This window comes from Paenibacillus sp. 32352, from assembly GCF_002042965.1.
Classification (GTDB): Bacteria; Bacillota; Bacilli; order Paenibacillales; family NBRC-103111; genus Paenibacillus_S; species Paenibacillus_S vulneris.
In genome coordinates, this window is sequence record NZ_MZNT01000006.1 from 41558 (window position 1) to 66882 (window position 25325).

18 protein-coding genes are annotated in these 25325 nt (G+C 53.6%); 9 read left to right on the plus strand and 9 right to left on the minus strand.

All coding sequences use genetic code 11. From position 1 onward, the window contains the following. Positions 1 to 71: 71 nt before the first annotated feature. Together B1728_RS15335 and B1728_RS15340 are read left to right on the plus strand one after the other, a co-directional pair. Positions 72 to 1673 carry an SWIM zinc finger family protein gene (locus B1728_RS15335; protein WP_079911117.1) on the plus strand — a complete coding sequence of 534 codons (1602 nt, stop codon included), beginning with the start codon at positions 72 to 74 and terminating at the stop codon, positions 1671 to 1673. Then, entirely contained in the window at positions 1670 to 4600 is a 2931-nt protein-coding gene (locus tag B1728_RS15340) for a DEAD/DEAH box helicase (protein WP_079911118.1), read from the plus strand. Before B1728_RS15335 ends, B1728_RS15340 begins: the two co-directional genes overlap by 4 nt. Before the next feature lie 17 nt (positions 4601 to 4617). Here the strand turns inward: B1728_RS15340 and B1728_RS15345 are convergent, their stop codons facing one another. Beyond that, the gene (locus B1728_RS15345; protein ID WP_179136030.1) at positions 4618 to 5805 is read right to left on the minus strand and encodes an EAL domain-containing protein; all 1188 of its coding nucleotides are present in this window, start codon (positions 5803 to 5805) and stop codon (positions 4618 to 4620) included. Positions 5806 to 5959: 154 nt separating this feature from the next. After that, entirely contained in the window at positions 5960 to 6721 is a 762-nt protein-coding gene (locus tag B1728_RS15350) for an MBL fold metallo-hydrolase (RefSeq protein ID WP_079911120.1), read from the minus strand. 181 nt (positions 6722 to 6902) lie between these two features. On the opposite strand from B1728_RS15350, the gene B1728_RS15355 reads away from it, so the two are divergent. The 3 genes from B1728_RS15355 (at position 6903) to bluB (ending at position 11019) form a co-directional block, all read left to right on the plus strand. Continuing rightward, entirely contained in the window at positions 6903 to 7319 is a 417-nt protein-coding gene (locus tag B1728_RS15355; protein ID WP_079911121.1) for an Lrp/AsnC family transcriptional regulator, read from the plus strand. A 36-nt stretch (positions 7320 to 7355) separates the two neighbouring features. Next, positions 7356 to 10271: an ATP-binding protein gene (locus tag B1728_RS15360; protein ID WP_079911122.1), complete on the plus strand. Its 2916-nt coding sequence runs from the start codon at positions 7356 to 7358 to the stop codon at positions 10269 to 10271. A gap of 91 nt (positions 10272 to 10362) precedes the next feature. Beyond that, positions 10363 to 11019, plus strand: a complete 657-nt coding sequence (gene bluB, locus B1728_RS15365; RefSeq protein WP_079911123.1) for a 5,6-dimethylbenzimidazole synthase — start codon at positions 10363 to 10365, stop codon at positions 11017 to 11019. A gap of 197 nt (positions 11020 to 11216) precedes the next feature. On the opposite strand, the gene B1728_RS15370 is transcribed toward bluB, so the two are convergent. The 4 genes from B1728_RS15370 to B1728_RS15385 form a co-directional block, all read right to left on the minus strand. Continuing rightward, positions 11217 to 13430: a methyl-accepting chemotaxis protein gene (locus B1728_RS15370; protein ID WP_079911124.1), complete on the minus strand. Its 2214-nt coding sequence runs from the start codon at positions 13428 to 13430 to the stop codon at positions 11217 to 11219. A 175-nt stretch (positions 13431 to 13605) separates the two neighbouring features. Further along, positions 13606 to 15183: a UDP-glucose--hexose-1-phosphate uridylyltransferase gene (locus B1728_RS15375; protein WP_218672301.1), complete on the minus strand. Its 1578-nt coding sequence runs from the start codon at positions 15181 to 15183 to the stop codon at positions 13606 to 13608. 46 nt (positions 15184 to 15229) lie between these two features. Next, positions 15230 to 16216 (minus strand): UDP-glucose 4-epimerase GalE, encoded by a 987-nt coding sequence (gene galE, locus B1728_RS15380; RefSeq protein ID WP_079911125.1) that lies wholly within the window; start codon positions 16214 to 16216, stop codon positions 15230 to 15232. 78 nt (positions 16217 to 16294) lie between these two features. After that, positions 16295 to 17473, minus strand: a complete 1179-nt coding sequence (locus B1728_RS15385; protein ID WP_079911126.1) for a galactokinase — start codon at positions 17471 to 17473, stop codon at positions 16295 to 16297. Between the two features lie 237 nt (positions 17474 to 17710). Here B1728_RS15385 and B1728_RS15390 point away from each other — a divergent pair, with 237 nt between their 5' ends. After that, a complete protein-coding gene (locus B1728_RS15390; RefSeq protein WP_079911127.1) occupies positions 17711 to 18580 on the plus strand; it encodes an AraC family transcriptional regulator in 870 nt (289 codons plus the stop codon). A gap of 35 nt (positions 18581 to 18615) precedes the next feature. On the opposite strand, the gene B1728_RS15395 is transcribed toward B1728_RS15390, so the two are convergent. Further along, positions 18616 to 20760, minus strand: coding sequence for a sensor histidine kinase (locus B1728_RS15395; protein ID WP_079911128.1), 2145 nt, complete (start codon positions 20758 to 20760; stop codon positions 18616 to 18618). 67 nt (positions 20761 to 20827) lie between these two features. Between B1728_RS15395 and B1728_RS15400 the strand changes: the two genes are divergently transcribed. After that, entirely contained in the window at positions 20828 to 21520 is a 693-nt protein-coding gene (locus B1728_RS15400; RefSeq protein WP_079911129.1) for a response regulator transcription factor, read from the plus strand. An 88-nt stretch (positions 21521 to 21608) separates the two neighbouring features. On the opposite strand, the gene B1728_RS15405 is transcribed toward B1728_RS15400, so the two are convergent. After that, positions 21609 to 22931, minus strand: a complete 1323-nt coding sequence (locus B1728_RS15405; protein WP_256865366.1) for a hemolysin family protein — start codon at positions 22929 to 22931, stop codon at positions 21609 to 21611. Positions 22932 to 23419: 488 nt separating this feature from the next. Continuing rightward, positions 23420 to 24121, minus strand: a complete 702-nt coding sequence (gene rluF / locus B1728_RS15410) for a 23S rRNA pseudouridine(2604) synthase RluF (RefSeq protein ID WP_079911131.1) — start codon at positions 24119 to 24121, stop codon at positions 23420 to 23422. 179 nt (positions 24122 to 24300) lie between these two features. Here rluF and B1728_RS15415 point away from each other — a divergent pair, with 179 nt between their 5' ends. Further along, on the plus strand, positions 24301 to 24705 hold the full coding sequence (locus tag B1728_RS15415) for a hypothetical protein (protein ID WP_079911132.1): 405 nt from the start codon (positions 24301 to 24303) through the stop codon (positions 24703 to 24705). A gap of 124 nt (positions 24706 to 24829) precedes the next feature. Further along, a complete protein-coding gene (locus B1728_RS15420) occupies positions 24830 to 25288 on the plus strand; it encodes a hypothetical protein (RefSeq protein WP_079911133.1) in 459 nt (152 codons plus the stop codon). Positions 25289 to 25325: the final 37 nt, after the last annotated feature.

The window sequence follows — 25325 nt, forward strand, 5'->3', positions numbered from 1 at the left end:
AATAAAGCATTTGTATCCAAAATCTGTTACACTGTAAGGATACAAACAAGTTCGGAGGCGGAACGTTTCCTATGTTGAAGCTGCAACTCCCGAAAAACCGAATGAACTTTTTGATCGAACGGATGCAGCAGGATTTCGATCTCTCTGCCCTGGAGCAAGGGTGGGAGCATTTCCATAAACGCCGCATATCCGAGGTAGAGCTGGTCCATGGATTAGAGATCCATGCCCTCGTTCGCGATGCACAGGCATGCGAGGTCGTTCTCGATCTCGACCGCTTCGAGAAGAGCGAATGCAGCTGTCCTGACGACGGGTATTGCCAGCACATGGCTGCGGTTATCTTCACATTATATGCTTCGTTCGCACGCCCGGAACTGCTGCTGCAGCACTTGAAGCAGTCCATCCGGGTCAAAAATCGCCAGCAGCTGTCGCGAACGGCTGCAGGGACCAGAACGGAGAAAAAGCAGGAGCGCCTGGAACCGCCCGAGGCCCAACAGCTGCCTGCCTATTGGCACCGTTTCTTCGATCAGCAGTTTTACGGCTATTCTCTCTCCCAGCAGCATTCGATTGAGCAGTTCTTTGCCACAGCCCAAGAAACGCTTCATCCGATTGCAGCCGCGTGGGAGCCTTCGCTGCGGACGCTCTATGAGCTGCACGTGCTGCTGTTCGTCATGCGCAAGATCGAGCAGTTTTACTCGGAGACGAAGACCTCCTACATGTCCTACTATATCGAAACCGGGTGCAAAACCGTCGCCAAGCAGTGTATGGAGCAGCTCATGAAGCTGCTGCCTGAATTGGACATTCCCTCCCTGCTTAAGCGGCATGGTGAAGCTATAGATGAAACATTGACTTTCCTCGGCGACGCCGCACTCAGCGGCAAAGACTCTCCATTGGATTGGCTGGTGGGCTATCGCAGCCTTTGGTGGCGGCTGACAGAGGATCCGGACCGGATCGCCAAGGAGAGGAAGCGGCTTAAGCTGCTCGCCTCCAAGACAGGTCTTCAGCCTCGGCGCAAGGACGCCCTGTTGATCGCGGCCGCGCATTTTGAGGTTATGGACGGAAAAGACGAGCAGGCCCGGACGCAGCTCGAGGAGCTGAGCAAGCGGGAGCCCCGCGACTATTTCTTGTACCTGAACCACAGCTATGAGAATCAGGAGTGGGAACGGATGCTGGCCTGGCTTCGGTGGATGCTGCCCTCCATGCAAAGGGCGCAGCAGGATGAGCTGCGGACGTTCTGCACGTACTGGATGGAGGCGGTCAACCGGCAGCCCGATGACGGGGAATGGGTCGACGTAATGATCGCCCTGCTGCCGCGCACCTACTACTTTTATACGACCTATTTGCTCAAGGCCCACCGGTTCAAGGCCTGGGTCGATCTGCAGATCGCCAACCGCGTCTCTCCGCTCAATTTGTATGCGCTGGATTTAAAAACGGTGGAAAGCCATGATCCGTCCCTTCTGCTTCCGCTTTATCATCAGGCGGTGGAGCGAATCATCGCGGAAAAGAACCGGAACGCCTATAAAATGGCCGTTAAGCTGCTCAAAAAGCTGCATGCCTATTATAAAAAGCTCGATAAGCTTACTGTCTGGGAGGAATACATGTACCGGCTGGCTACGAGATACTCCCGCCTTAGAGCGTTTCAAGAGGAGCTTCGGAAAGGGAAGTGGATTCCATGATCGATACATCTGCAATTACGGTTCATGCCAGATGGATAGCCCCGGGCTGCTTCTTCTTATGGGGCTCCCGGTACAATGGGGGCGTGAGCGATGCCTATGATTTGAAGGGACTGCTGTTCGCCTGGCACGAGCCTTCGTTCTACGGCACATTCATCGAGGTAACGGAATCGATGAACGTAGAGGGGCTGCAGCTGTCCGCGCTGGAGGCGCTGGACTACTTCTGCAGCCCGAGCGCAGTCCAGCATCTGAAGCTGGACTGGAGCAGCGAGCTGCGCGAGCTGATGCGGCTGGCGCCTCATGTTAAGGAGGCGCTCGTGCAGGGGCGCTGCATGCCCGACTTCGCGAAGTGGAAGGCGGGCGAGCTCGGCTGGAAGCTTCAGCTGCCGGATTCCGTGGCGGCTGAAGGGTTTTCGCCTTTGGCGCAGCAATGGATGGACCGCCTCATCCCCGAATGGGGTGAGGAGGACAGCCTGCTGCGCCAGAGCATCCGGCAGCTGGAGGCGACGTATCCTCTGCTGCAGCGAGGCAAGCTGCCGGCCGATCTGTGGATGGACGAGGAGGACTGGCTCGTCTCCATCGGCTGGCAGACCGACGGCACGCCGTTTCGGACGTGCCTGCAGCTGAGCGAGCCGCCGCAGCAGAAGAGCAGCGGCAGCTGGCCTCTGCGCGTCATCCTGCAGGACCGCGCCGACAAGACCCTGCTGCGCGAGGTGGACTCCCGCGCACTCGCGGCTGCTGCCAAGGGCGACGCGAACGCGCCGCCGCCCGGCCCGGCTGCACCCGCGCTGGAGGAGCTCCCGGCTGCCTGGCAGCCGGAGCTTCAACGCGCGGGGCGCGATATCGCCAAATGGCAGCGCATCCTGCCATGGCTCGAGAACAGCGACGAGCCCGGCACGCTGCGCAGCGAGCTCACGCAGGACGAGGCTTGGCAGCTGCTGACCGCCGGCAGCCTGCGCCTGATGGAGGCGGGCTACTCCGTCTTCCTGCCCGCCTGGTGGGAGCGCATTCGGCGCTGGCGTCCGCGCCTCAAGGCGAAGATCAAATCGTCGGTCGGCACCGGACCGCAAGCGATGTTCGGACTCGAGCAGCTGATGCAGTTCGACTGGAAGATCGCCCTGGGCGACATCGAGCTGACGGAGGAGGAATTCCGCTCCCTCCTGGAGGAAAACCGCAAGCTCGTCCAAATCCGCGGCCAATGGATTCAACTGGACCCGACCCAGCTCCTGCAGCTCGAGCAGGTCATGAAGCAGGTGCAGAAGAAGCAGGGGCTATCCTTCCGCGATGTGCTGGAGCTGCATCTGCTCGGCTCCTCCGAAGGAGAGGAAGAATTCGGCTTCCAGCGCTCCCTGCAGATGGAGGTAGAGCTCAACGAGCAGCTGCAGGAAATGGTCGATCTGCTCAACCACGCCAAGCGCCCGCCGCTGGTCGAGCCCCCTGCGTCGTTCCGCGGAACACTGCGGCCTTATCAGGTCGAAGGAATCTCCTGGCTCCTGTTCCTGCGGCGTGCTGGTCTCGGCGGCTGCCTTGCCGACGACATGGGTCTCGGCAAAACCATTCAAATGATAACGTACTTGCTCCACCTGCGGGAGCAGGAAGCTGCGGCCCAAGCGGAGCAAGGGACTGAGACCGCTCCGTCGCTCCTGGTTTGCCCGACCTCCGTGCTCGGCAACTGGCAGAAGGAGCTCGAGCGGTTCGCACCCGAGCTCAAAATCCATCTGCATTACGGCCCGAACCGGGCAAAGGGCGACGCCTTCAAGGAAGCCTGCCTAGGCTATGACCTGGTACTGACAACCTATACCTTGTCTCATCTGGATGAAGCCGAGCTGTCCCAGCTGGAATGGAGCTCGATCTGTCTCGACGAGGCGCAAAACATTAAGAACGCCTATACGAAGCAGGCGACCTCGATCCGCGGCCTCAAGAGCCGTCACCGGATCGCTCTGACAGGGACCCCGATCGAGAACCGCCTGACCGAGCTGTGGTCGATCTTCGACTTCCTCAATCCGGGCTATCTCGGAACGCTGCGGGAGTTCACACACCGGTACGTAGGCGCCATCGAGCGAACGAACGATCCCGAGCTCGTATCCAAGGTACAGCGGCTGGTCCGCCCTTTCCTGCTGCGGCGGGTCAAGAAGGACCCGGCTATTCAGCTCGATCTGCCGGATAAGCATGAGTATAAAACGTTCGTCTCGCTGACGGCAGAGCAGGGCATGCTGTATGAAAACTACATCAAGGATATGTTCGAGCGGCTGGACAGCCTGAGCGCTATGGAACGGAGAGGCTTGATTCTGGCGGCTTTAACGAAGCTGAAGCAAATCTGCAACCATCCTTCCCTTCTGCTGAAGGAACCGGCCGCCGCCCCCTGGCAGCAGCGCTCCAACAAAGTCGAGCGGCTGCTTGAAATGGTTCAGGAGCTGCGCCAGGAAGGAGATAAATGCCTTATCTTCACCCAGTTCGTGGAGACGGGCCATCTGCTGCAGCGCATTCTGGAGCAGGAGCTCGGCTCCCAGGTGCTGTTCCTCCATGGCGGCACGCCCAGAGCGGCGCGTGACCGTATGATTGCCGACTTCCAGAACGAATCGCTGCCGGGCGACAAGCAGCCGGGCATCTTCCTGCTCTCGCTCAAAGCCGGCGGCACGGGGCTTAATCTGACAGCGGCCAACCACGTATTCCACTTTGACCGCTGGTGGAACCCTGCCGTCGAGAATCAGGCGACGGACCGGGCCTTCCGGATCGGGCAAACCCGCCATGTGCAGGTGCACAAGTTCGTCACGCTCGGGACGCTGGAGGAGCGCATCGACGAAATGATTGAGAAGAAGCAGGGCCTGAGCCAGCAAATTGTCGGTAACGGCGAGCAGTGGATCACGGAGCTGTCCACCGAGGATTTGAAGGAGTTGTTCGCACTGCGCAATGATTGGGTCGAGCTCTAGCCGCCCGACCGGACTTCCTAGACCTGAACATCGAGAAATAAATAATGCGTGCCGCCAACAGGACACGAGTAGGTCTGCATCAACCGGGCCGTATCCAGATCGGTATATTCGCTCGACAGCATGCCCTGCCGCTGATTGTTCAGCCGCATCATATTCGGAATAAAATATGGACGCCATATCCAGTTCGAACCTTGATATTGGGCGTCCCTTTTCCATTGGCCCCCGCTATCCCTCGAATAATTGGAGGAAACCTGACATCCGTCCTCGCGGCAAATATAAATCCGCACTACATTAGAGCCCACACTCGGAAGCAGACCTTCGATCATCCTATCCGCATCTGCAAAGCCGGTGATAGGGGCATCCGGGGCAATAAGCTCGCTCAAGCCCTCCTGCACCGAGAACAGCGCACGATAGCGTGCGACCTCTTGCTCGGTATACAGCCTGATTTCCTCTTTCAGAAACGGCTCATAGGCGCGCTCATCCTGAAGCTCTTCCCGGGCCTCCGAGAAGAGGAAGCCTTGGACATATCTGGCCCCCGCCTTCAACGAATGGTACAGATCGTGCTTGGTCTCTACCCCTTCTATCAGGAGTGATGAGCCCATTTGGGAGGAAAGAATCGAGAAGGAATTCAACAGTGCCTTGTACCCGTCATGTATAGCGCTCTTCTTCAACAGCTTCAGATCGATCTTCAAGATGTTCGGCCGGATGGAAGCGATACGGTCATAGTTGCTGTAGCCGCTGCCGATATCATCAATGGCTATCAGGCAGCCATGGTCCCGATATACATGAATCATTGCGGACAATTCGTCCAGCCTGCCGTGGAACTCCTCTTCCGTCACTTCAATGACGACCCTTGCAGGATCAAGCCCGTGCTTTTGCAGGAGCTTTAGTGTAGGCAATACTCCCTTCTCCTTATACACACGGTAAATCCAGGACGGCTTTACATTCAGAAACAGCATGGCGCTGGAATCCGATTGGGCTATGGCCGCAATGGCTTGCTCGCGCAGCATTCGGTCTACATGCAGATGCTGCTCGTCGCTGATGTTCGGGTTTTGGAAAAAGTCCCCCAAGCTTCGAACCCGATTCCCCTCCACACTCCGCCCTAACGCTTCGTAAGCGATAATTCTTTGTGTTTGCAGCGATACTATCGGTTGAAAAAAAGAACGCAGCTCCCGTTCCCGCAAATCTCCTGTTCCGTTCAGCATTCTCCTTGCCCTCCAATAACCCATAAGCGTTAGTTGTATGATAGATTTCCTAACATAATATTCCTATGGTTATTGTAAGGTACAACAGGTCGCCTGGCAATCGGTTACTACGAAACTTGCCGTATTTTCTTAGGCTGCGCTCTCCTCCACCTGCTTACCGAGAGCCGAAATCGATCGATTCTCCATCCCCGGGCACCTTGACTTGATGCAGCAGCCCCTCCGACCGCAAATAATCGGTTAGCTGCTCTCTCGTCTCCAGGCAATGGTTGATCGCCTCCATATGAACGGCTACCACGCAAGTCCCCGATACATAGCGGCATACGCGCGCAATATCCTCCTTGGTCATCGTGATCGGATCGCCTTGGGCAAATTGAGCCGCACCCCCGTTAACAATCGTGACATCGGGACGATACCGGTCCAACGCTTCCTCCACCTCCGGAACATAGATGGTATCTCCCGCTATATACAGCACAGGCTCGCCCGGAGCCTGCAGGACAAAGCCCGATACGTTCCCCATCCGTTCGCCGATCTCCCCTGTCCCGTGCCGCCCTCCTGTTCGCGACAACTGAATGCCTTCCCACTTAAGCTCGCTCTCTACCGGCTGCACATCGGTAAAACCTGCTTCTCTTATGGCTTCCGCATCCGACGGCTGGCAAAACACCGGTAGCTGCTTATCGAGAAGACGCACCGCTTCCTTGTCCCAATGATCAAAATGAGTATGGGTCACGATGACGGCATTCACCGATTGTAATAACTCAGGGGTGACGGCAATGGAAACTAAAGGATTTTGTCGACTATTTGTCGAATTCATTACGGGTGGTTGTACCCCTTGATCGCAGAGCATAGGATCGACCAAGAACCGTTTTCCGTGAATATCTGCCAATAACGTTGCGTGACGAAGAAGTTGAACTTTCATTATCGTTTCCTCCTAGACCTGTCGGTTTGCTCTCCTGCCTACCCGAGCCCTTGGACCCGGGAAGCATCTGTCATCAGTATGCACCGTTTCTCCGAACGGCTGAAGGACTTGATGAAAAGATTCCGCTCAAACCATTTTCACGATGAAAAAACTGCCCCCTGGACAGGAAAGGATGAAGCCCATGCTGGATGAAACGGATATCAAAATATTGGAATGCTTGCTGGCCGATGCGCGAATGCCCCACAAGGAAATCGGAGAGCATGTTCATCTGACCGGACAGGCGGTCGGCTTCCGGATCCGCAAGCTGGAGGATGCCGGAGTGATCCAGGGTGTCCATGTGTCGCTGAATCATGAAAAGCTCGGCTTGACGGTTATGGCGCACATTATCGTGTTCATGAAGATGACGAGCTCCCATGCCCAGTTCCAGAGCTTCGTACGGGAGCATCCCCATGTCAAGGAGGCTTACCGCATCAGCGGTGAAGGCTGCTACTCGCTCCGTCTGCTCGTGGCTTCCCATGGCGAGCTTAACGAGTTCCTGGACCGGCTGCTTGACTACGCCAACTATAGAGTTCATATTTGCTTGGACCGAATCAAATGAACAGGATCATTCTATTTTTAGGTAAGGAGCTTATGCATGAACGTAACCCGATCTAACGTTTCCTTGCTCTACGTCGTACTCATCGTCGCCCTGCTGGCCCTTGTCAGCGTGTCCAGCTATATCGCTTCCACGAACATGGAGGACGAGCTCAACAGTGTCGTGCAGGAAGCGATTCCCCTGGCCGCACTGGCCGAAAATATTTTAGGCGATGTCATCAATCAGGAGACCGGTGTACGCGGCTTTGAAGTGACAAGCGATGAAAGGTATCTGGAGCCCTATGAGCAAGGCAAAGCCCAGCTTGCCAAAGACTTAGAGCTTATGGCCGTGTACCAGAAAAAATATCCAGGTTTGAAAAGCCTGATGGAAGGCGACATTATTCCGCAAATCCAAAAGCTTCAGGACCATTACAGCTCGCAGGTGGAGCTGGTCCGGGCCGGCAGGGTGGACGAGGCGCGCGCGCGTCTAGGTAACGGCAAAATGCTGATGGACCGATTCCGGCAGCTGCACCTGAAGATTCGGACTGATATCGATACGATCGGAACGGATGCCTACAATGATGCACAAAGAGCGGGCCATCTCGCCCGGATCATCATAGCGGCTGGCGGGGCGGTAGCTATCATAATCGGCGCCTTCTCTGCCGTGATTTTCAACCGGGCCCGCCGGGCCGAGGCCGCACTGCGCAAAAGCGAGGAGACCTACCGCTATATGGCGGAGAGTCTGGAAGCGCAGAATGAAGAGATCATCGCGCAGCAGGAGGAGCAGGAGCAGACCTTGGAAAAGCTGTCCCAGAGGGAGCTGGAGCTCGAAGCGATCAGCTCTTACCAGGAAAAGCTGTCCGGCTCGCTGAACATGAACCAGTTCCTGCAAGCCTCCATTCCGGCGTTGTTAAACTCGCTTCAGATGGATGCGGCGCTCCTTGTCGTGAAAGAGAAAGCCACCAATGCGCTTGTCCCGCTTCCGGAGGAGCCTCCCTCTTCCGAACAGCGTTCTGCCTACACCATTTTGTATGCCGCAGGTTATCCGTCGCAGCTGCCTTCCCGGGTCGAGCAGGAGCTGTACGGGCCGGCCCAACGCGTATTTACGGAGAAAGTGCAGATAGACTGCAAGCGGGAGCTGTCTCGGGAAGAGACCGGTCTGCACCAGGGAATGACCCATGCGATAGATCAATATCACCCCTTGTTCGACGATAAACAAGAAGTGATCGGCTTCCTGCTGCTGACCAGCTATTTGTCCTCGCGCACCGAGCAGCAGGACCGTACGGGCAAAGGCCTGATGCGGCAGTTCGGGCTCGCCTTCCTGGCTCAGCAGATGAATGAGGACCGTCATCTTCAATCATTGTATCTGGAGCGGCTGAATGAACAGCTTCTTCAGGAAAAAGCCTTGATCGAGAGCATCCTGGAGTCTACTAATGAGGGGATGATGCTGTGCGATTCCTCAGGCAAGCTGCTTTTCGCCAACCACCGGATGAAAAGCTACTTTACGATCGCCGATCAAGGCGGAGAGGATTGGAACGAGCTTACCCGAAACATGGAGAAGATCATTCCTTCCTTGTCACCCGTCCGCCTTGCTATGGATAACCTGCTGAACGGCACGCTTGATAAGCTGACCGAACGGTTCGCCTTCATGGATCAGGAGGAGCAGCAGCGCTATGTCGAGCTGTACGCCACCAAGGTAGGTGACAAGAAAAACCAACAGGAGCGAGGCTACCTGTTCGTGTTCCGGGACCGGACCGAGGAGGAGAAGGTCGATGAGATGAAAAACGAATTCATCAGCATCGTATCCCATGAGCTCCGTACACCGCTGGCCAGCGTGCTTGGATTCATCGAGATTCTGCTGCACCGGCAATTGCCGCAGGACAAGCAGCACAAGTATATGCAAACCATTTACAAGGAAGCCCATCGCTTGTCGAACTTGATTAACGATTTCCTCGATCTGCAGCGTATGGAATCCGGCAAGCAGGCGTATCATTTTGCGCCCGTTGAGCTGATCAGCATCGTGAGGGAAGTGGCGGAGCAGTGGAAGGAAAAGCCGAGCCACACCGTGGTCATTGAGTCTTCAGCCCAAGAAGCATGGGTTCGTGCCGATGCCGATCGGCTCAAGCAGGTGGCGCACAATTTAATCAGCAATGCGATCAAATATTCGCCTCAGGCCGATAAAGTGAACATTCTCATCGATGCGCAGGACGGGCAGGTCAAGCTGCACATTACTGACTTCGGGCTCGGCATACCGGATGAGGCAAAAGATAAGTTATTCACCAAATTTTTCCGGGTAGATAACTCGGACCGCCGGCAAATCGGGGGCACGGGCCTGGGTCTTGCCATCGTGAAGGAAATCGTCGATGCGCACGGCGGCTCCATCACCTTCGAATCCGCGATGGGCGAAGGCACGACCTTCACCGTTCAGCTGGACAGCTACCGGTTCCCCGAGGTCGACGGCAGCATTATCGTACTCGAGGACGATGATAACTTGGCCAAGCTGATCCAGGTTGCTCTCAGCAAGCTGGAGATCCCTATCGTGCATTTGCGTTCCGCGGAAGAAGGCATCGGCTCCCTGCATCGCATTCGCAAGAGCCCGCCGCGTCTCTGCATCGTGGATATTCATCTTGAGGGCTCGAAGAACGGCTGGGATTTCATGGCCGAGCTCTACGATCACCCTACCTTCTATCGCACTCCGGTCATCGTATCGACTGCGCTGGAGCCGCCGCTTAATTATTACGAGAAGGATATTGAGAAGTTTTTGCGCAAGCCATTTTCAATGGAGAAGCTGCTTCAGGCTGCAGAGCAATTGCTGTACCATACAGAGTCCCAGCCTTCCTATATTTTCCCTGAGCAGGATGAAGCCTTGATCACATCGTCCTTAAGGAAAAAAGGGATTGAGGTCAGCGGAATTACGCATGGACAGGATACGATTCAAATTGAGCCCAAGCGTAAACCCGATCTGCCGGAGGCTTAGCTCGGCAGGGGATATTCGAGCGGTCATTTTATAGAAGACAGCAATCTAGGGTAAGCTGCTCCTAATACGAACCGAAGGAGATGTTGTTGCGATGCACTTTCGCGAAGAAGAAAAGGCCGCCGTCTACAAAGCCATCTATACCCGCAGAGATATACGGACCTTCCGGCCCGATCCGATCCCGCAGGATACGATCATGAAGCTGCTGGACGCCGCGCATCACGGACCTTCCGTCGGCTTCAGTCAGCCATGGAATTTTATTCTCATTCAATCGGAGGAAGGAAAACGGCGTCTCGCCTGGGCGGCGGATAAAGAGCGGAGAGCGCTGGCCATTCATTATGAAGGAGAAAGAGAAACGAAGTTCCTGTCGCTCAAAATCGAAGGGCTCGAGCAGGCTCCCCTAACGATCTGTGTAACCTGCGATCCCACCCGCGGCGGCTCCCATGTGCTCGGGCGCAATTCGATCCCGGAGACGGATATTATGTCGACTGCGTGCGCCATTCAGAATATGTGGCTCGCAGCCTGCGCCGAAGGGCTTGCCATGGGCTGGGTCAGCTTTTATAAGAAGAACGACGTTCGCGACATTCTGAATATCCCTCCCCATATCGACCCCGTTGCCCTGCTGTCCATCGGGTATACCGATAACTATCCTCCGATGCCGATTCTGGAAGCGGCTCAATGGGAGAAACGGCGCTCGCTGGAGCCGCTAATTTTTGCAGAGAAGTGGGGAGTGCCGCCGGAGCGTCCGTGAGCGGATGAACGAGCCCCCGACCCCCTTATGGCGCTCTTGGCTTCATGGCGGGCCGATATCATCTGTGAGCGAAGACACTTTGGGACCATACCTTAAATCTTTATGGAATAGGAAGAGCTGCCCGATCCTATTTAGGAGCAGGCAGCTCTTACCCGATTGCAGCTTCACATATGGGAGCCGTTCAGCTTTCGTCTCGTCTATCTTCTCCTGGTTTCCGTCAACCGGAACTGATTCACCAGCTGCTGCAGAAAACCGGTAATAGCCTCCACATGATGGGAGGTATGACGGACGTTCACAATATCGGTCATTAATTCCTGCACCTTGCCTTCGACCTCGGTAGAAATTTGGCGGTTTTCTTTGCTGACGTCGGCGATTTTTTCCATCAATCCGACTACCTCGTCGACGACTTGTGTTTTTTGCGAGTCCATCCCTGCCCCGGTTAATAGCTCGGAGGCTGCTGCCGCCAGCCGGGTCCCTTCCTCCACCACCTGCGTTCCTTCCTCCATTGAGGAGAACGCTTCCTTGGCGTTTTTATAAATATGCTGCACCGTTTCGTGAATTTCCTCCGTCGATTTGCGGGTCAGATCAGCCAGCTTGCGGATTTCTCCTGCAACAACCGCAAAGCCTTTGCCATGCTCGCCTACCCGGGCCGCTTCGATCGAGGCATTCAAGGAGAGCAAATTCGTCTGGTTGGATATTTCCTCAATGACCTGAAGCACATTGGTGATCTCCTGGGTCGTCTTCATGAAGGTCTCAATCGTTTGGTTCGTTTGAGCCACCTTGTCCGAAATTTGGCGCATCTTCTCCCCGATTCGCTCTACCTCGGTCTGCGCCACCGCAATTTGCTCCGACGCCTTGTCTTCAAGCACCCTCAGCGTTCCCTGCATATCGCCTACCGCATCCTTGGCGACATCGATATCTTTCAGCTGGCTGCGAATGCTTCGAATCATATCATGAATTTTGCCGCTCATTCGCTCGGTGGATCCGGCTGTACTGACCGTCGATTCGTTCAGCAGCTGCTGGCTGGACAGTACATCGGCCGCCGCCTGCTTCACCTGGAGCATAATCCCTTCCAAAGAATCGATCATATTATTAATCCATTTCGCCAGCTCCCGGGTCTCGTCCTTATCGAACCGCGCATAGTCCAGACGCTGTGTTAAGTCCCCCTTGCCTTCGGCGTTGATCCGGATAAACCGGTTGATAGTATGAAGGCTGTCCACCACCGGCTTGGAGCCCTTCTTATGCAGCGTCCAGGCGACTAGGCCGCCGTACAACAGATGGAGCACGCCCAGCCCGATAGCCACAAGAGCCGGAGACACGGAACCCAGGCTTAGCGCGAAATAGACCAGAAGGGCGCTCAATACCGCGAAAACAGCGATCAGAGGCAGCTGAAGCTTAGCCAGTTTCCATCCGACCCCGCGAATCCGGTACACCTCCTCCAGATCCCCCTCGCACATCATCCCCCAAACATCCGGGCAATGAGGAAGCTGGAACGTCACCCCCTTGCCGATGACCGGAATATGCCGGTAATCCGAATAACCCGGGAAGGAGACGAATAAGTTGCTGCCGTTCGCTATCGTATTTGCAACGCCTGGGTGAAGCTTGCCGGTGGCAGGATCAGTGAACATCAGCTCGAGCTCAGTGTGCTCCTGTACCGAAACTACACCCCAATCGGTTGTGACGCCGTCCTTCAGGTTTTCTCCGTGAGTAAACGTACGATCCTCGAAACGGCTTCGTGATAAGGCCGTACCCGGAGTAATGTGGGTGTTCAGACCCGCCCGTGCCATAAAAATATAGTTATCGCCGGAATCCGGATACACATGGCCTGATTCCCGCTGAATCAAGTCGCCGATCACATCGTTAGGGACTCTTCCGCACAAAGCTCCCGCCCACCGGCCGTTTTTCATAACCGGCACCATATAAAGAAGCGTCATTTTATCATGAAAAGCGGAGGTCGAAGGTCCTATCTCCAGCGTCAACGGGTCTGCATAGGGACCGAACAAGCATTTATCCCCTTTATAGGTGTACTCCAAGCCTTTAGACAGCAGACCGCGCCCGGCATAGCTTGTGCCGACATGTCTCGGGTAAGATGAGAACACAACTGCGGCTTGTTCGTTTAACAGGAAAATTTCCGAAAAATCCGATGCCCTGTTGCGGACGGATGCGAACAGCTTGTCCAGCTCCTTAGCCTGGCGGTTCTGCGAATCGTCCCTGTCCCCATCCACTGAAGCCATCTGCATGAGCAGACGATCCAGATGAGCCCAGTATTCGTTCGTCCAGCTTCTCAAGAGCTCCATGCGGGTGTTCGCAATCCCTTCGAAAATATCCTCGACATCCTCCTTTAACCCCCGATTCAATCGGTAAGACCACCAGAGAGGAAGCCCCTTCCTGAAACCTAACCAATCAAACATATGTACTCCCCCATCCCTTAACAGGTGTTATCATTATGTAAAATACTATAACACAAAGAGAGTTCGTATGTGAGAATTTTTTCCTATTTTCCGCATAAAACTTATCACCAAATTGAAAAAGGTAGTAAAAAAGACTCATTCCCAAGGGAATGAGTCTCAAAACCTGCCATAATATTCAACGAAATCCGAACGTTCGAATAAATGCTTTAAATCCATCCAGTCCCGCTTCGGTCCGTTTGAATACGCCTGCATCCTGTAAAACACAGGAGAATTTATGACCGATAGCCTTGCGAAGTACCTCTTCCGCGGCTGTATGCGTCAAGGCCGTTCCGTGCTCCGCAATCAGCTCGACGATCCAATCGCGATGCTTATACAGAGGATGCTCCTCATGCTCGGTAATTTCCGCATCCAAAGGAAGAGATCCCGTCAGCACTTGTGCCAGAAGCTCCATTTCATCCTTAAGGCGGCCCGGGAGAACGGCCAGACCCATCACTTCAATCAAGCCGATATTTTCTTTCTTGATATGATGAAGCGGCTGATGAGGGTGAAAAATTCCGTCCGGATGCTCCTCGCTGGTCCGGTTGTTGCGAAGAACAAGATCCAGCTCATATTCTCCATTTGCATTATTACGTGCAATAGGGGTAATCGTATTGTGAGGCACACGTACGCCGTCCTGATCCGTGTAAGCCAATATATCATGAGCGAGATCGCTGTAGGCTTTCCATTCGTTAAGAATCGTATCGGCCAGCTTCAACAGCAGCAGCTTATTATGACCGGAAATACGGATAACGGACATAGGCCATTTGACAATACCCAGCTTCACGTTCGGATAGTCCGGATGGGATATGCTGTATTCCACCGGTGCCTTCTCCATAGGGAACCGATGCTTGCCGCCCTGAAAATGATCGTGGTTCAGGATGGACCCTCCTACGATCGGCAGGTCCGCATTAGCCCCTATAAAATAGTGAGGGAACTGATCGATGAAATCAAACAGGCGGTAAAACGTCTTATTGGAGGTCTGCATCGGCCGATGCTGATGGTCCAAAATGATGCTATGCTCGTTGTAATACACGTACGGAGAATATTGGAAATACCACGGCTCTCCGTCCAGCTCCACAGGGATGACTCGCAGATTTTGCCGTGCGGGATGATTCAATCTTCCTGCATACCCGACGTTGTCGATGCAGAGCAGGCATTTCGGATAATTGCTCGGCGCTGCTGTCTTAAGCAGGGCGATCTCTTTGGGGTCCTTCTCCGGCTTCGACAGATTTACCGTAATCTCCAAATCACCGTATTCCGTTGGCGCCAGCCAATACTGGTTTTTGGCAATCCGGTCTGCGCGAATATAATTCGAATCCATGCACAGCCGGTAAAATTCATTCGTAGCCCGCTCCACGCTGTCCTGCTTGGCCGTCTTCCAGAACCGGCCGGCCACCTCCGATTGACGAGGCATCAGACAGCCCATGATTTTGGCGTCCAGCAGATCGCGAAGCGTCGTGTTGTTGTCTTCCAGAATGCCGGTTTCCGCCGCATAATCCAGCAGCTGCTCCAGCAGCTCCACAGGGCTATCGATAGATTCCTCTTCCACTTTCCCGCTGTACGGCTCCCCGATCCGAAGCATCTCAAGCAGGGCGTTACGCGCAGCATAGATGTCGATCGGCTCCAGCAGCTTATGTCTAATACCGAACTGGAGGAGCCGCTCTATGGTCAGAGCGGCTGTTTCCTCCCGATTCATACCGGTTGTGTCATTCATAGCGCACGATCTCCTTTGTTACAGCTTGTAAGCCGCATGTACTTGATTACTTCGCATAGCCTTCCGGATGGCTCTGATGCCATGCCCATGCCGATGCGATGATTTGCTCCAGACTATCGCGCTTCGGCTTCCAGCCGAGCTCCGCCCGGGTCCGCTCCGAAGAAGCGATAAGGATGGCCGGATCGCCTGCGCGGCGCGGCTCCACAACCGCAGGGATATCGTGTCCCGTTACCTTGCGGGCAATGTCGATCACTTCCTTAACGGAGAAGCCTTTGCCGTTGCCCAGGTTATAGATGCCGCTGTCGCCGCCTTTACGAAGCTTCTCCAGCGCCAGGATATGAGCGTCCGACAAATCGGTCACGTGAATGTAATCGCGGATGCAAGTACCGTCCGGCGTTGCATAGTCATCGCCGAAGATCGAGATATGCGCTCTCTTTCCTAGAGCCACCTGCAAAATGATCGGAATGAGATGCGTTTCCGGTGAATGGTCCTCTCCAATACGGCCGCTTTCATGGGCTCCCGCCGCATTAAAATAACGAAGCGACACGTATTTGATGCCATGCGCCGTATCGAACCAGCGCATCATTTTTTCCATCGCCAGCTTGGTTTCCCCGTATGCATTCGTCGGCAGGGTGCGGTCGCTCTCCACGATAGGCACATTTTCCGGTTCACCGTACGTAGCCGCCGTGGAGGAGAACACGATTTTGTTCACGCCGTACTCGTTCATTTTTTCCAGAAGACAGAGCGTTCCGTACACGTTGTTATGATAGTACTTGGCCGGATTCTGCATGCTCTCGCCGACCAGCGAGTTCGCGGCGAAATGAATGACAGCCTCAATCTCATTTTCCTTGAACACCGTATCCATAAAGGCCGCGTCACGCAGATCGCCCACATACAGCTTGCCGCCCAATACCGCCTCGCGGTGTCCCTGCTGGAGATTATCGACAACGACAACCTCCTCGTTTCTTGCCAACAGCTCCGCAACCGTATGCGAGCCGATATAGCCCGCACCGCCTGTTACCATGATAGCCATTTTGATTGCCTCCCCATCGTTGTATGTCATGTTTCCTATCCGAATGCCCGAACAAGCTTCAGCCCAGGCCAGGCTTTTCTATGCTTCCGTTACTTGCTCCACGCCATTGCCGATGTCACATACGTAGAAGTCCGCGGTTAACCCTGTTTTTTCCTTGTAGACGCGGCCCACCTGCTCGATAAACGTTTCGACGCTATCCTCATGCACCAATGATACGGTACATCCGCCAAAGCCTGCCCCGGTCATACGGGAGCCAAGCACCCCAGGAATCTTCAATGCTTCCTCCACCATGACATCAAGCTCCAGGCAGGTTACTTCATATAGGTCACGAAGCGAATTATGGGAGCCGATCATCAATTGGCCGAAGGCCTCGAGATCGCCTTTCTCCAACACTTTCATGGATTGAAGCACGCGGTCAATCTCCTCCACAACGTGCCTTGCCCGCTTGCGGACGGTTTCGTCCGGAATAAGATGCTGATAAGCGTTAAACTGCTCCAGATTCAGCTGGCCGAGCAGCGTCAGCTCCGGAAATTGCTGCTGCAAATCCTTGACTGCCTGTTCGCACTGCGATCTTCTTTCGTTATAGGCCGAATCAACGAGGCCGCGCTTCTTGTTCGTATTGCCGATCACCAGCTTGTACGCGCCGCTCTCAAACGGCACATGCTTGTACTCAAGCGTATCGCACATCAGCAGGATCGCATGATCCTTCTTGCCCATCGCCACGGCGAATTGGTCCATGATGCCGCATTTCACACCCATGAACTCATTCTCCGCCTTCTGCGACATCAATGCGATTTGAACTTTATCCGCAGGGTGTCCCTCCATGGTCAGCAAGCCATAAGCCGTTACCACTTCAATAGAGGCCGAGGAGGACAGTCCGGAGCCGTTAGGAATAGCGCCGCTGTACAAGATGTCATAGCCGCCTACGGACAGGCCCTTCTTCTGAATCTCATGGATAATCCCTTTGGGATAATTCATCCAGTCATCGGCCGGATCAAACGCGATGTTGTTGATGGAAATATGTTTGTGCAGCGGGAAATTGGTTGAGGCGAATCCAACCTGCTCATCCTCGCGCTTGCGGATCAGCATGGTCGTCCCGAAGGTAAGTGCCGCCGGGAATACGTAGCCTCCGTTATAATCCGTATGCTCACCGATCAAATTAACGCGCCCAGGTGCATGAAAAACGTGGATAGGTTCTGCGCTCTCGCTGCCGTATAGTTCTGTGAAACGGCCTTTCAATGCTTGTAAATCTGCCATGGGTACACCACCTGTTTTAGAATGATGCCGCACATCTATGGATGCGGGGCTCGTTGTTTGCTTGCTTTCAGTATACTGCTGCCGGATTCTCTTCACTATGGAACGATGTCAGTATAGCATGGAAAAATGTTAGATCGCCCGTTTAACTTCTCCAGTGACATGATATACTCTATCTTATAGAAAGACAACCTGAGCGAGAATGCAAAATACGACCGATCATGCCAGGAGGATTGCCCGATGACCGTGCCCACCAAACGAACGGAAAGCTATTATGTCGTCTCCAACCCCGAGCCGCCCGCCGATGACGATTTGACCGTGCTGTTCAGCGGCAGCAGCCAGACCAAGCCCGGGCACAAGCCCGGCCCGAAGGTGGTCGACTACTATTTGCTCCACCACATTCAAGCCGGGCGCGGTACTTACACATGCCAGGGGGTAACCTATCCTCTTGGGCCCGGGGACAGCTTCCTGATCGAGCCGGGCCGGCTTATCAGCTACAAGGCCGATGAGGATGATCCTTGGTTCTATCGCTGGATCGCGTTTGAAGGGGCTCGAGCAGAGCGGATGCTGAAGCAGATCGGCCTCTCCTCCCAGCAGCCTGTTGTCCACACCGGCCGCAAACGCAGCATCGGCGTGCTCTACCATCAAGTGCAGACCGTCTTCCAGACGAGAATAAGCCAAGCCAACCTTAGGGCAAGCGGCTATCTCCACCTGCTGCTGGCCGAATATGCCGGGGCTCTGCAGCCCGAGCCGAGCGGATCACCCCAGCTTCCGAGCAGCAGCGGGCAGATCGTCCAGCAGGCTATTCAATATTTGTCCACCCAATATGCGGAGCCTATCACTATTGAGCTCATGGCCGAGGCTCTCGGCTATAATCGCGCCTACCTGTCCACCCTGTTCAAGAAGCACACGGGCATGACTCCCGTCAGCTTCCTGCTTCAGCTCCGCACGGACAAGGCAAGGCTGCTGCTTCGCGAGAGACAGGAGCTTACCGTGGAGCAGATCGCCTCCTCGGTCGGGTTCCATGACCCGCTTTACTTTTCGAAGCAGTTCAAGCGGCTGTACGGGATGTCGCCGACCGACTATCGCCAGGCGATGAAGCGGCTCTAGCCTATTGTCCGGGCAGAAGAATTCCTCTCCTTCACTTAAGCGCGAATGATCTGCTTGGCCGGCTGTAGCGGCAGCAGGAAGCAGATGCAGGCTCCTTGTCCGAGCCGGCTCTCCGCCCAGATGCGCCCGCCATGGAATTCCACGATTTCTTTGGCGATGGCAAGTCCCAGGCCGCTGCCCCCCTCGGCGGAGTTGCGCGCCTTGTCCTTCTTATAAAAACGGTCGAATATGTAAGGTAAGTCTTCCGGATCGATCCCGCTCCCATTGTCCTGCACCCGCATTACAAGCGCTTGTCCTTCAATAGCCATTTGGAGCTGTATAAATCCTCCCACGGGAGTATGCTTGATCGCGTTATAAATAATATTGGTCAATACCTGATCGATCCGGTCGATATCGATAAATACGCTCCCGGTTTTATTCCGCTCCTCCGAAGCAGGGATAGGAGCCTGTACACTGAAATGCAGGCCGGCATTCTTCACCTCAAGATCGTAGCGATCGCTGTAAAAGTGAATGACGTCTTCTATGGCCATCTCCTGCATGGAAAAGTCAATTTGTCTGGCCTCAAGCTTGGAGAGCTGGAACAAATCGGCTATAAGCCGGTTCAAGCCCGTGATTCGCCCCAGAATGAGCCGCAAATATTTTTCCTGCTGGTCAGGGTCGACAACAACCCTGTCAATTAAAGCCTCCACATAACCCTGGATAAGCGTCATTGGCGTCCCGAGATCGTGGGATATGTTGCTCAGCAGATGGCGCCTGGAGGTTTCCAGACGTCCCAAATCCTCGTTCATTTTCTCCAATCTCCGGTTAGACCTCTGAAGCTCGGCTGTTCTTTCCTTGATCCGGTGCTCCAGACCCATATTCAGCTCACGCAGCTGGCGGGACAAGGTCTCCACTGAAGCAAAGGCTTTGAAGGACTTGAGGCTGATGATAAACGATGTCATAAATATGAAGAAAAACAAGCCAAAGGAAGAGATGTTCCCTAAATGAATCCACTGATTATAATACAAAATATCTATACAAACCGTAATCGCGTATACGATGCCCCCCAATAGAGCAAACCAAGCCCCTTCCCTGCCGCGGAGCAGAGCTCTGACGATCCCGGTCAGCACGTACACGCAGACCAGCACTGTAATCACTTGGTAGGGCTGGGTCGTGAATGTGAATTGCTTTGGCGGAAGGATTATCACCACGACTGAGAAGACGGCCCCAATCACCTGTGTTCCGACCACGAAAAAACGCATAATCTCCTGCGGGTATAATGATCTGCAGAACATGACCGCCAGCGGCAGCGCCAAATAGTAGCATAGATACTCTATCCGCAAGCCGCATTCCCAAGAAACGGACGGGAACATTTGCAGTGCGGCCCCCTCGCCGACATACGTAGCTCGTATCCCGATCAACAGGCAGAATAGGGAGAAATAAAGCGATCCTCTCTCTTTAAAGCGGATAAGGAACAGCCCGAAGTGGTACAGCCCCATCAACAGCAAGCTTCCTACCAGCATTAAATCAAGACCCATATGATTATTATGGCTTGTTGTGATCTGAGAGGCTTCCCCCAACTTCAGCTCGTTCCATATTCCTCCGAGCCGGTGATCGTAATTGGAAACCTGGAGCACGATATCCAACGTCGTACTCGCCGGTTTAAAATAGACGACCTGAGGTCTATATCCCGGCTCCCCTTCCTCGGGACTGACCCCTACCTTACCTGCTTGGGCGAGCCGCTCGCCATTGATCCACAAGGTATAGGCTGTGCGTATAGAAGGCATCTCCACTGCCAAAATGCGATCGGTCGGCTGCGTCAACAGCTTCAGATGAAACGTCGCATAGCCGATCCCGGATAGCGCTTCACCGTTGACCCAATGTCCATTCCAGGCGGCGGGAAGCTTGAGCCGATCCGGAACCTGACGCAGATATCCGTTTGAGGCAGCCTCCTGCGGGTCAACCAATTGCCTCCAGTAAAAGTCCCAATCTCCGTTTAATTCCACGCCGCCGTCCTGCTCAAATTGCCAGCTCCGCAGATCCATGACCCCATCAACCGCAAGAGGCTGAAGCCGCTTTACCGTCTCGTCCTTGCCGCACCCGCTTAACAAAAGGATAGCAAAAACAACTGGAATCCATATATAATAGAGATATAATCTGGAAACGGAAATCACGTTCTTTCTATAACATTTTTCTCTCATCGTATCGCAATTTTCATTTTTTGGGAACTAGCAGGTTACAACAGGGGTCAGGAGATGAAGAGTGACAATGCCAGCTGAAAAAATATTAATCGTAGATGACGAACCGGAAATTATTGAGCTCATTCGATTGTACTTGATCAAGGAAGGATATGAAGTGATAAGCACGGACAGCGGCACCGGGGCTATGGAGTATATGGAGCAGCATAAACCGGATATGGTGATCCTGGATGTGCTGCTGCCGGGGATGGATGGTATTGAAATATGCCGGCAGATCCGCAGAAATTACGACATTCCGATCTTGTTCATCAGCTGTAAGAGCGAGGATATGGATATCATTCTTGGCTTAAGCATCGGCGGCGACGATTACGTGACCAAGCCCTTCAGCCCGAGCCAGCTCGTCGCGAGAGTGAAGGCCCATCTGCGCCGCAAGCAGCAGCTGGACCAGCAAAAGGAGGAATCGCAGCAGCTGTCGTTTCCGGGGCTTGAAATCGATCTTCTCAGCCGCAATGTCTGGGTCAACGGAACCATTGCCCCCTTGTCGTCCAAAGAATTCGACCTGTTGGCCTTAATGGCCAAAAAGCCGAATAAAGTGGTGCCCATCGAGCAGCTGTACAAAATGGCCTGGGGAGTGGACAGCAACGGGGACACCCGAACCCTTCTCGTGCATATCAGCAATCTGCGCAAAAAAATCGAGCCCAATCCGACCGAGCCCGTTTTCGTACAAACGGTCCGCGGCGTAGGCTATAAGTTTAACTGCTAGAACTCTTACATAAGATTAGAAAAGTAAAGGGCCGCACAGACCAGGTATCTTCCAACCTGGCCTTGCAGCCCTTTTATTATTGATGAATTTAAGCCGTTAGTGTTTCTACGGACAGCTTCTTCACGATAATCCGCGAAACCCTGAGTTCATCCGTTTCTTCCACAATAAACTCATATTGGTCATTGTATGCGATCTTCTGGCCTTTTTTAGGGGGAATCTCGATATGGGAGTAGACCCAACCGCCGATCGTATCATAGTCCTCGGTATCGATCTCGGTCCCGAATCGGTCATTCACTTCATCGATCAGCATACGGCCGTCGATAGAAAACGTTCTTTCGTCCTTTTGCTCCAGCACTGGACGCTCATCCGTATCGAATTCATCCTGAATTTCACCGACGATTTCCTCAATGATATCCTCGAGTGTCACCATACCCGAAGTACCCCCATATTCGTCGATCAACAGAGCAATTTGCGCTCTCTTCTTCTGCATCAGCTTCAGCAGGTTGCTGATCGGCATCGACTCAGGAACTTTGGTAATAGGACGAATGACTTTACGAATGTCCGCGCTGTTGGCGTTGGCCTTCAATAAATCTTTTATATGGACAAACCCGATAATGTTATCTTTATCCGGATCACAAACCGGGTAGCGTGTTCGCATCTCGTCTAGCGCAATTTTCATATTCTCCTCAAACGACATTTGGACGTATAAGCAGCCCATATCCGTGCGGGGAATCATAATTTCACGCGCATTCGTTTCGGTAAATTCAAAAATATTATCAACCAGCGTAAGCTCGGTGTTATCGATCAAGCCGTTCTTATGGCTTTCTTTCATCAGTACGCGAATTTCTTCTTCCGTGTGAGCCGAGTCATGCTCGGAAGTAACCTCGATCCCCGCCTTGCGGAGCATCCAGTTGGAAATCGTATTCAATAGCCAGTTGAATGGGAACATAATTTTATAGAACAAAATCATAGGTCCTGCAGACATCATCGTGATCTGCTCCGGCTTGCGAATCGCATAAGTCTTCGGAAATTGCTCACCCAAAGTAATATGCAGCGTGGTAATTACGGAAAAGGAAATGATAAAAGAAATCGTATGAATCAGTGTATCGTTAAACCCAAAATCCTTGAGCACAGGCTCAATGATTCTCGATACGGTCGGTTCCCCGACCCAACCTAAAGCTAGTGACGCTAATGTGATACCTAACTGGCACGCAGACAGATAAGCATTCAAGTTGCTCGTAATTTTTTGGGCAAACTTGGCGCTTGTGTTCCCATCCTTGGCCAACGTTTCAATCCTGCTGTTACGAACCTTAACCATCGCAAATTCTACAGCGACAAAAAATCCATTCAATAAGATCAAAACAAGAATCAATACCAGATTCCACAATAAAGGTAACGGGTCACTACTCAATAATTCCCTATCCCCTCGGTGAGGCGGATAGGTACACCTCCCTTAAAACTCAATTTTTCAAACCATACATAAGCAACATTTATATATACTTATATATACTTATTATATCGCAATTTATGCATGCTTCCAAGGAACAGCTTGCCGCTAAACGGCGTTATATCCCGAGATAAGATGTAAAAAGTATAGGGATACAAACTATTTTCTAACAATTTTGCGCCGATTTGGACTGTTTTGGACTTCCGGACCGGTTTCATTTATACCGCCACGGCATGGAAAGGGCTCATATGAATGGTAAAGAAATGCCGGGTACTCCGGTCGTAAACCGTATGTGGTGAAAGCCATGAAGGAAATTGTACATGAAACGAGCGTTTCTGCACAGGGGCTGGGAATCATTACTGCCGCCAGGAGACTTGGCTTCGAAGCTGATTCAGGGGTAGAGCGCGAGCCGGCCAGCTCCGGAGTCGAGCCGGCTTGCCTCATGCCGCCGCTTACTTACGGTCGTGAGCGATCGTTCGCAGCAGCTCGTCCATTTCCTGATCCGTCAAGTCCCGCCATTTGCCTGCAGGCAGCGGGCCCAGATGGATGTTCATAATTCTTACCCGCTTCAAGCGGCGGACCTCATATCCGAATGCACTGCACATTCTCCGGATTTGCCGGTTCAATCCCTGGGTCAGAATAATTCGGAACACCCTGTCTCCCTGCTTGTATATGCGGCAAGGCTTGGTTACGGTGCCCAAAATATGGACTCCGCCCGCCATGCCCTGCAAAAACATCGGGGTAATCGGTTTATCCACCGTGACGATATATTCCTTCTCGTGGTTGTTTTCCGCCCGCAGGATTTTGTTCACGATATCTCCGTCATTGGTCAACAGGATCAGCCCCTCGGAATCTTTATCCAGCCGCCCGATAGGAAAGATCCGTTCCTTATGCCCGACGAAGTCAACGATATTGCCGCGAATGTGCTGCTCCGTCGTGCTTGTAATGCCGACCGGCTTGTTCAGCGCGATGTAGACGCCCTTCTTCCTGGTGCTGATCGGCTTGCCGTCGACCCGGACCTCATCCCCTTCTTCCACCTGGCTGCCCAGCTCGGCCCTCTTGCCGTTAATGGTTACGCGCCCGGCTTCAACCAATTTGTCCACCTCGCGCCGCGAGCAGAAGCCCGTCTCACTTATAAATTTGTTAATCCGCATATATTGTCACTCCACCTAATGTTCTCTCCATTGCCTGTATTATAACACGGCCTATCCTGCCCAAACAAAAATAGGCAGATTTCCCCTTTCCTTATTTACATAATATCCCTGTTTAGGTACGATAGTCCTATGCTCATGTTCGATAACTATCACAATCCATCGAAAGGAGGCGAAATTCGTTGTTGTCCAAAATGTCCTATCCGGCCAAAACGGTATTCTACTTCAGCCTGTACATGTTCACACTCAGCCTGGCCCTGTTGGTCGTACCGGGTCTGCTGGCTCCGCTGCTTGGCTACACCCAGGAAAGCGAAATCTGGATTCGCGTCATAGGCATGTTCCTGCTCTTCCTGGCGTTCTACTATTGTACTTTGGCCCTTGGAGGAATGACATACTTCTTCTACTTGACCGTCTATACGCGGGCATCGATCATCGTGTTCATGACGACCTTCGTCTTGCTGGGTATGCTGAAGCCGATCTTCATTGCGCTCAGCCTTATCGACCTGTTCGGAGCGCTCTGGACGTTAAGCGCTCTTCGCTCGGCCAGGAAGCATCATAAGAGGACTTCCATTCATACGGCGCCATAAGGGGCTTCACTCTGCCGCCTGTTTCAAGGCCTGGGAAACAGGGTAAATACAACTACCCGATTCTCGGGATGCCTGATTTCGGTCGCTGGCATTCCCACACCACCATTCAAGGAGTGTGAAGGCAATGACACGCAAGAAGCAGATGCATTTGATCACGCGCCCCTTTTCCCACGTGCACAATATATTAACGGCTCTAGGCTTTGCCGAACGAGCTCAGCGAGATGGATGCGTATATGAGATCATGTTCCGCGACCCTATCACGCTGAAGGACTATCTGTACCAGCTGCCGGCCCAAACGGCAACCAACGGCCTCACTATCGTTCATCTTCACAAAGCTTGCTTCAAAGACGGAGGGGATATTCCTCTCAGCGCCATAGAAGCGGCGGCTCAGATGATGGCCGAGGTCGAGCAGTATTTGGCCAGCCACGAGCCCAAGGAGGCCGGCAAACCGATTGAGGAAGCCATGAACGGCCGCATGGCGAATAACGAGGAGGAAGTGAAGCGGCTTGGCAAGGAAATGGCCAGCATGCCGACGAACTCCCAGGTGATGAAAAGCGGGCTGGTGCCCGATCCCATTCAATAGCAATAGCAGAATGGGACTAATCAAAGAACTCCGGCAG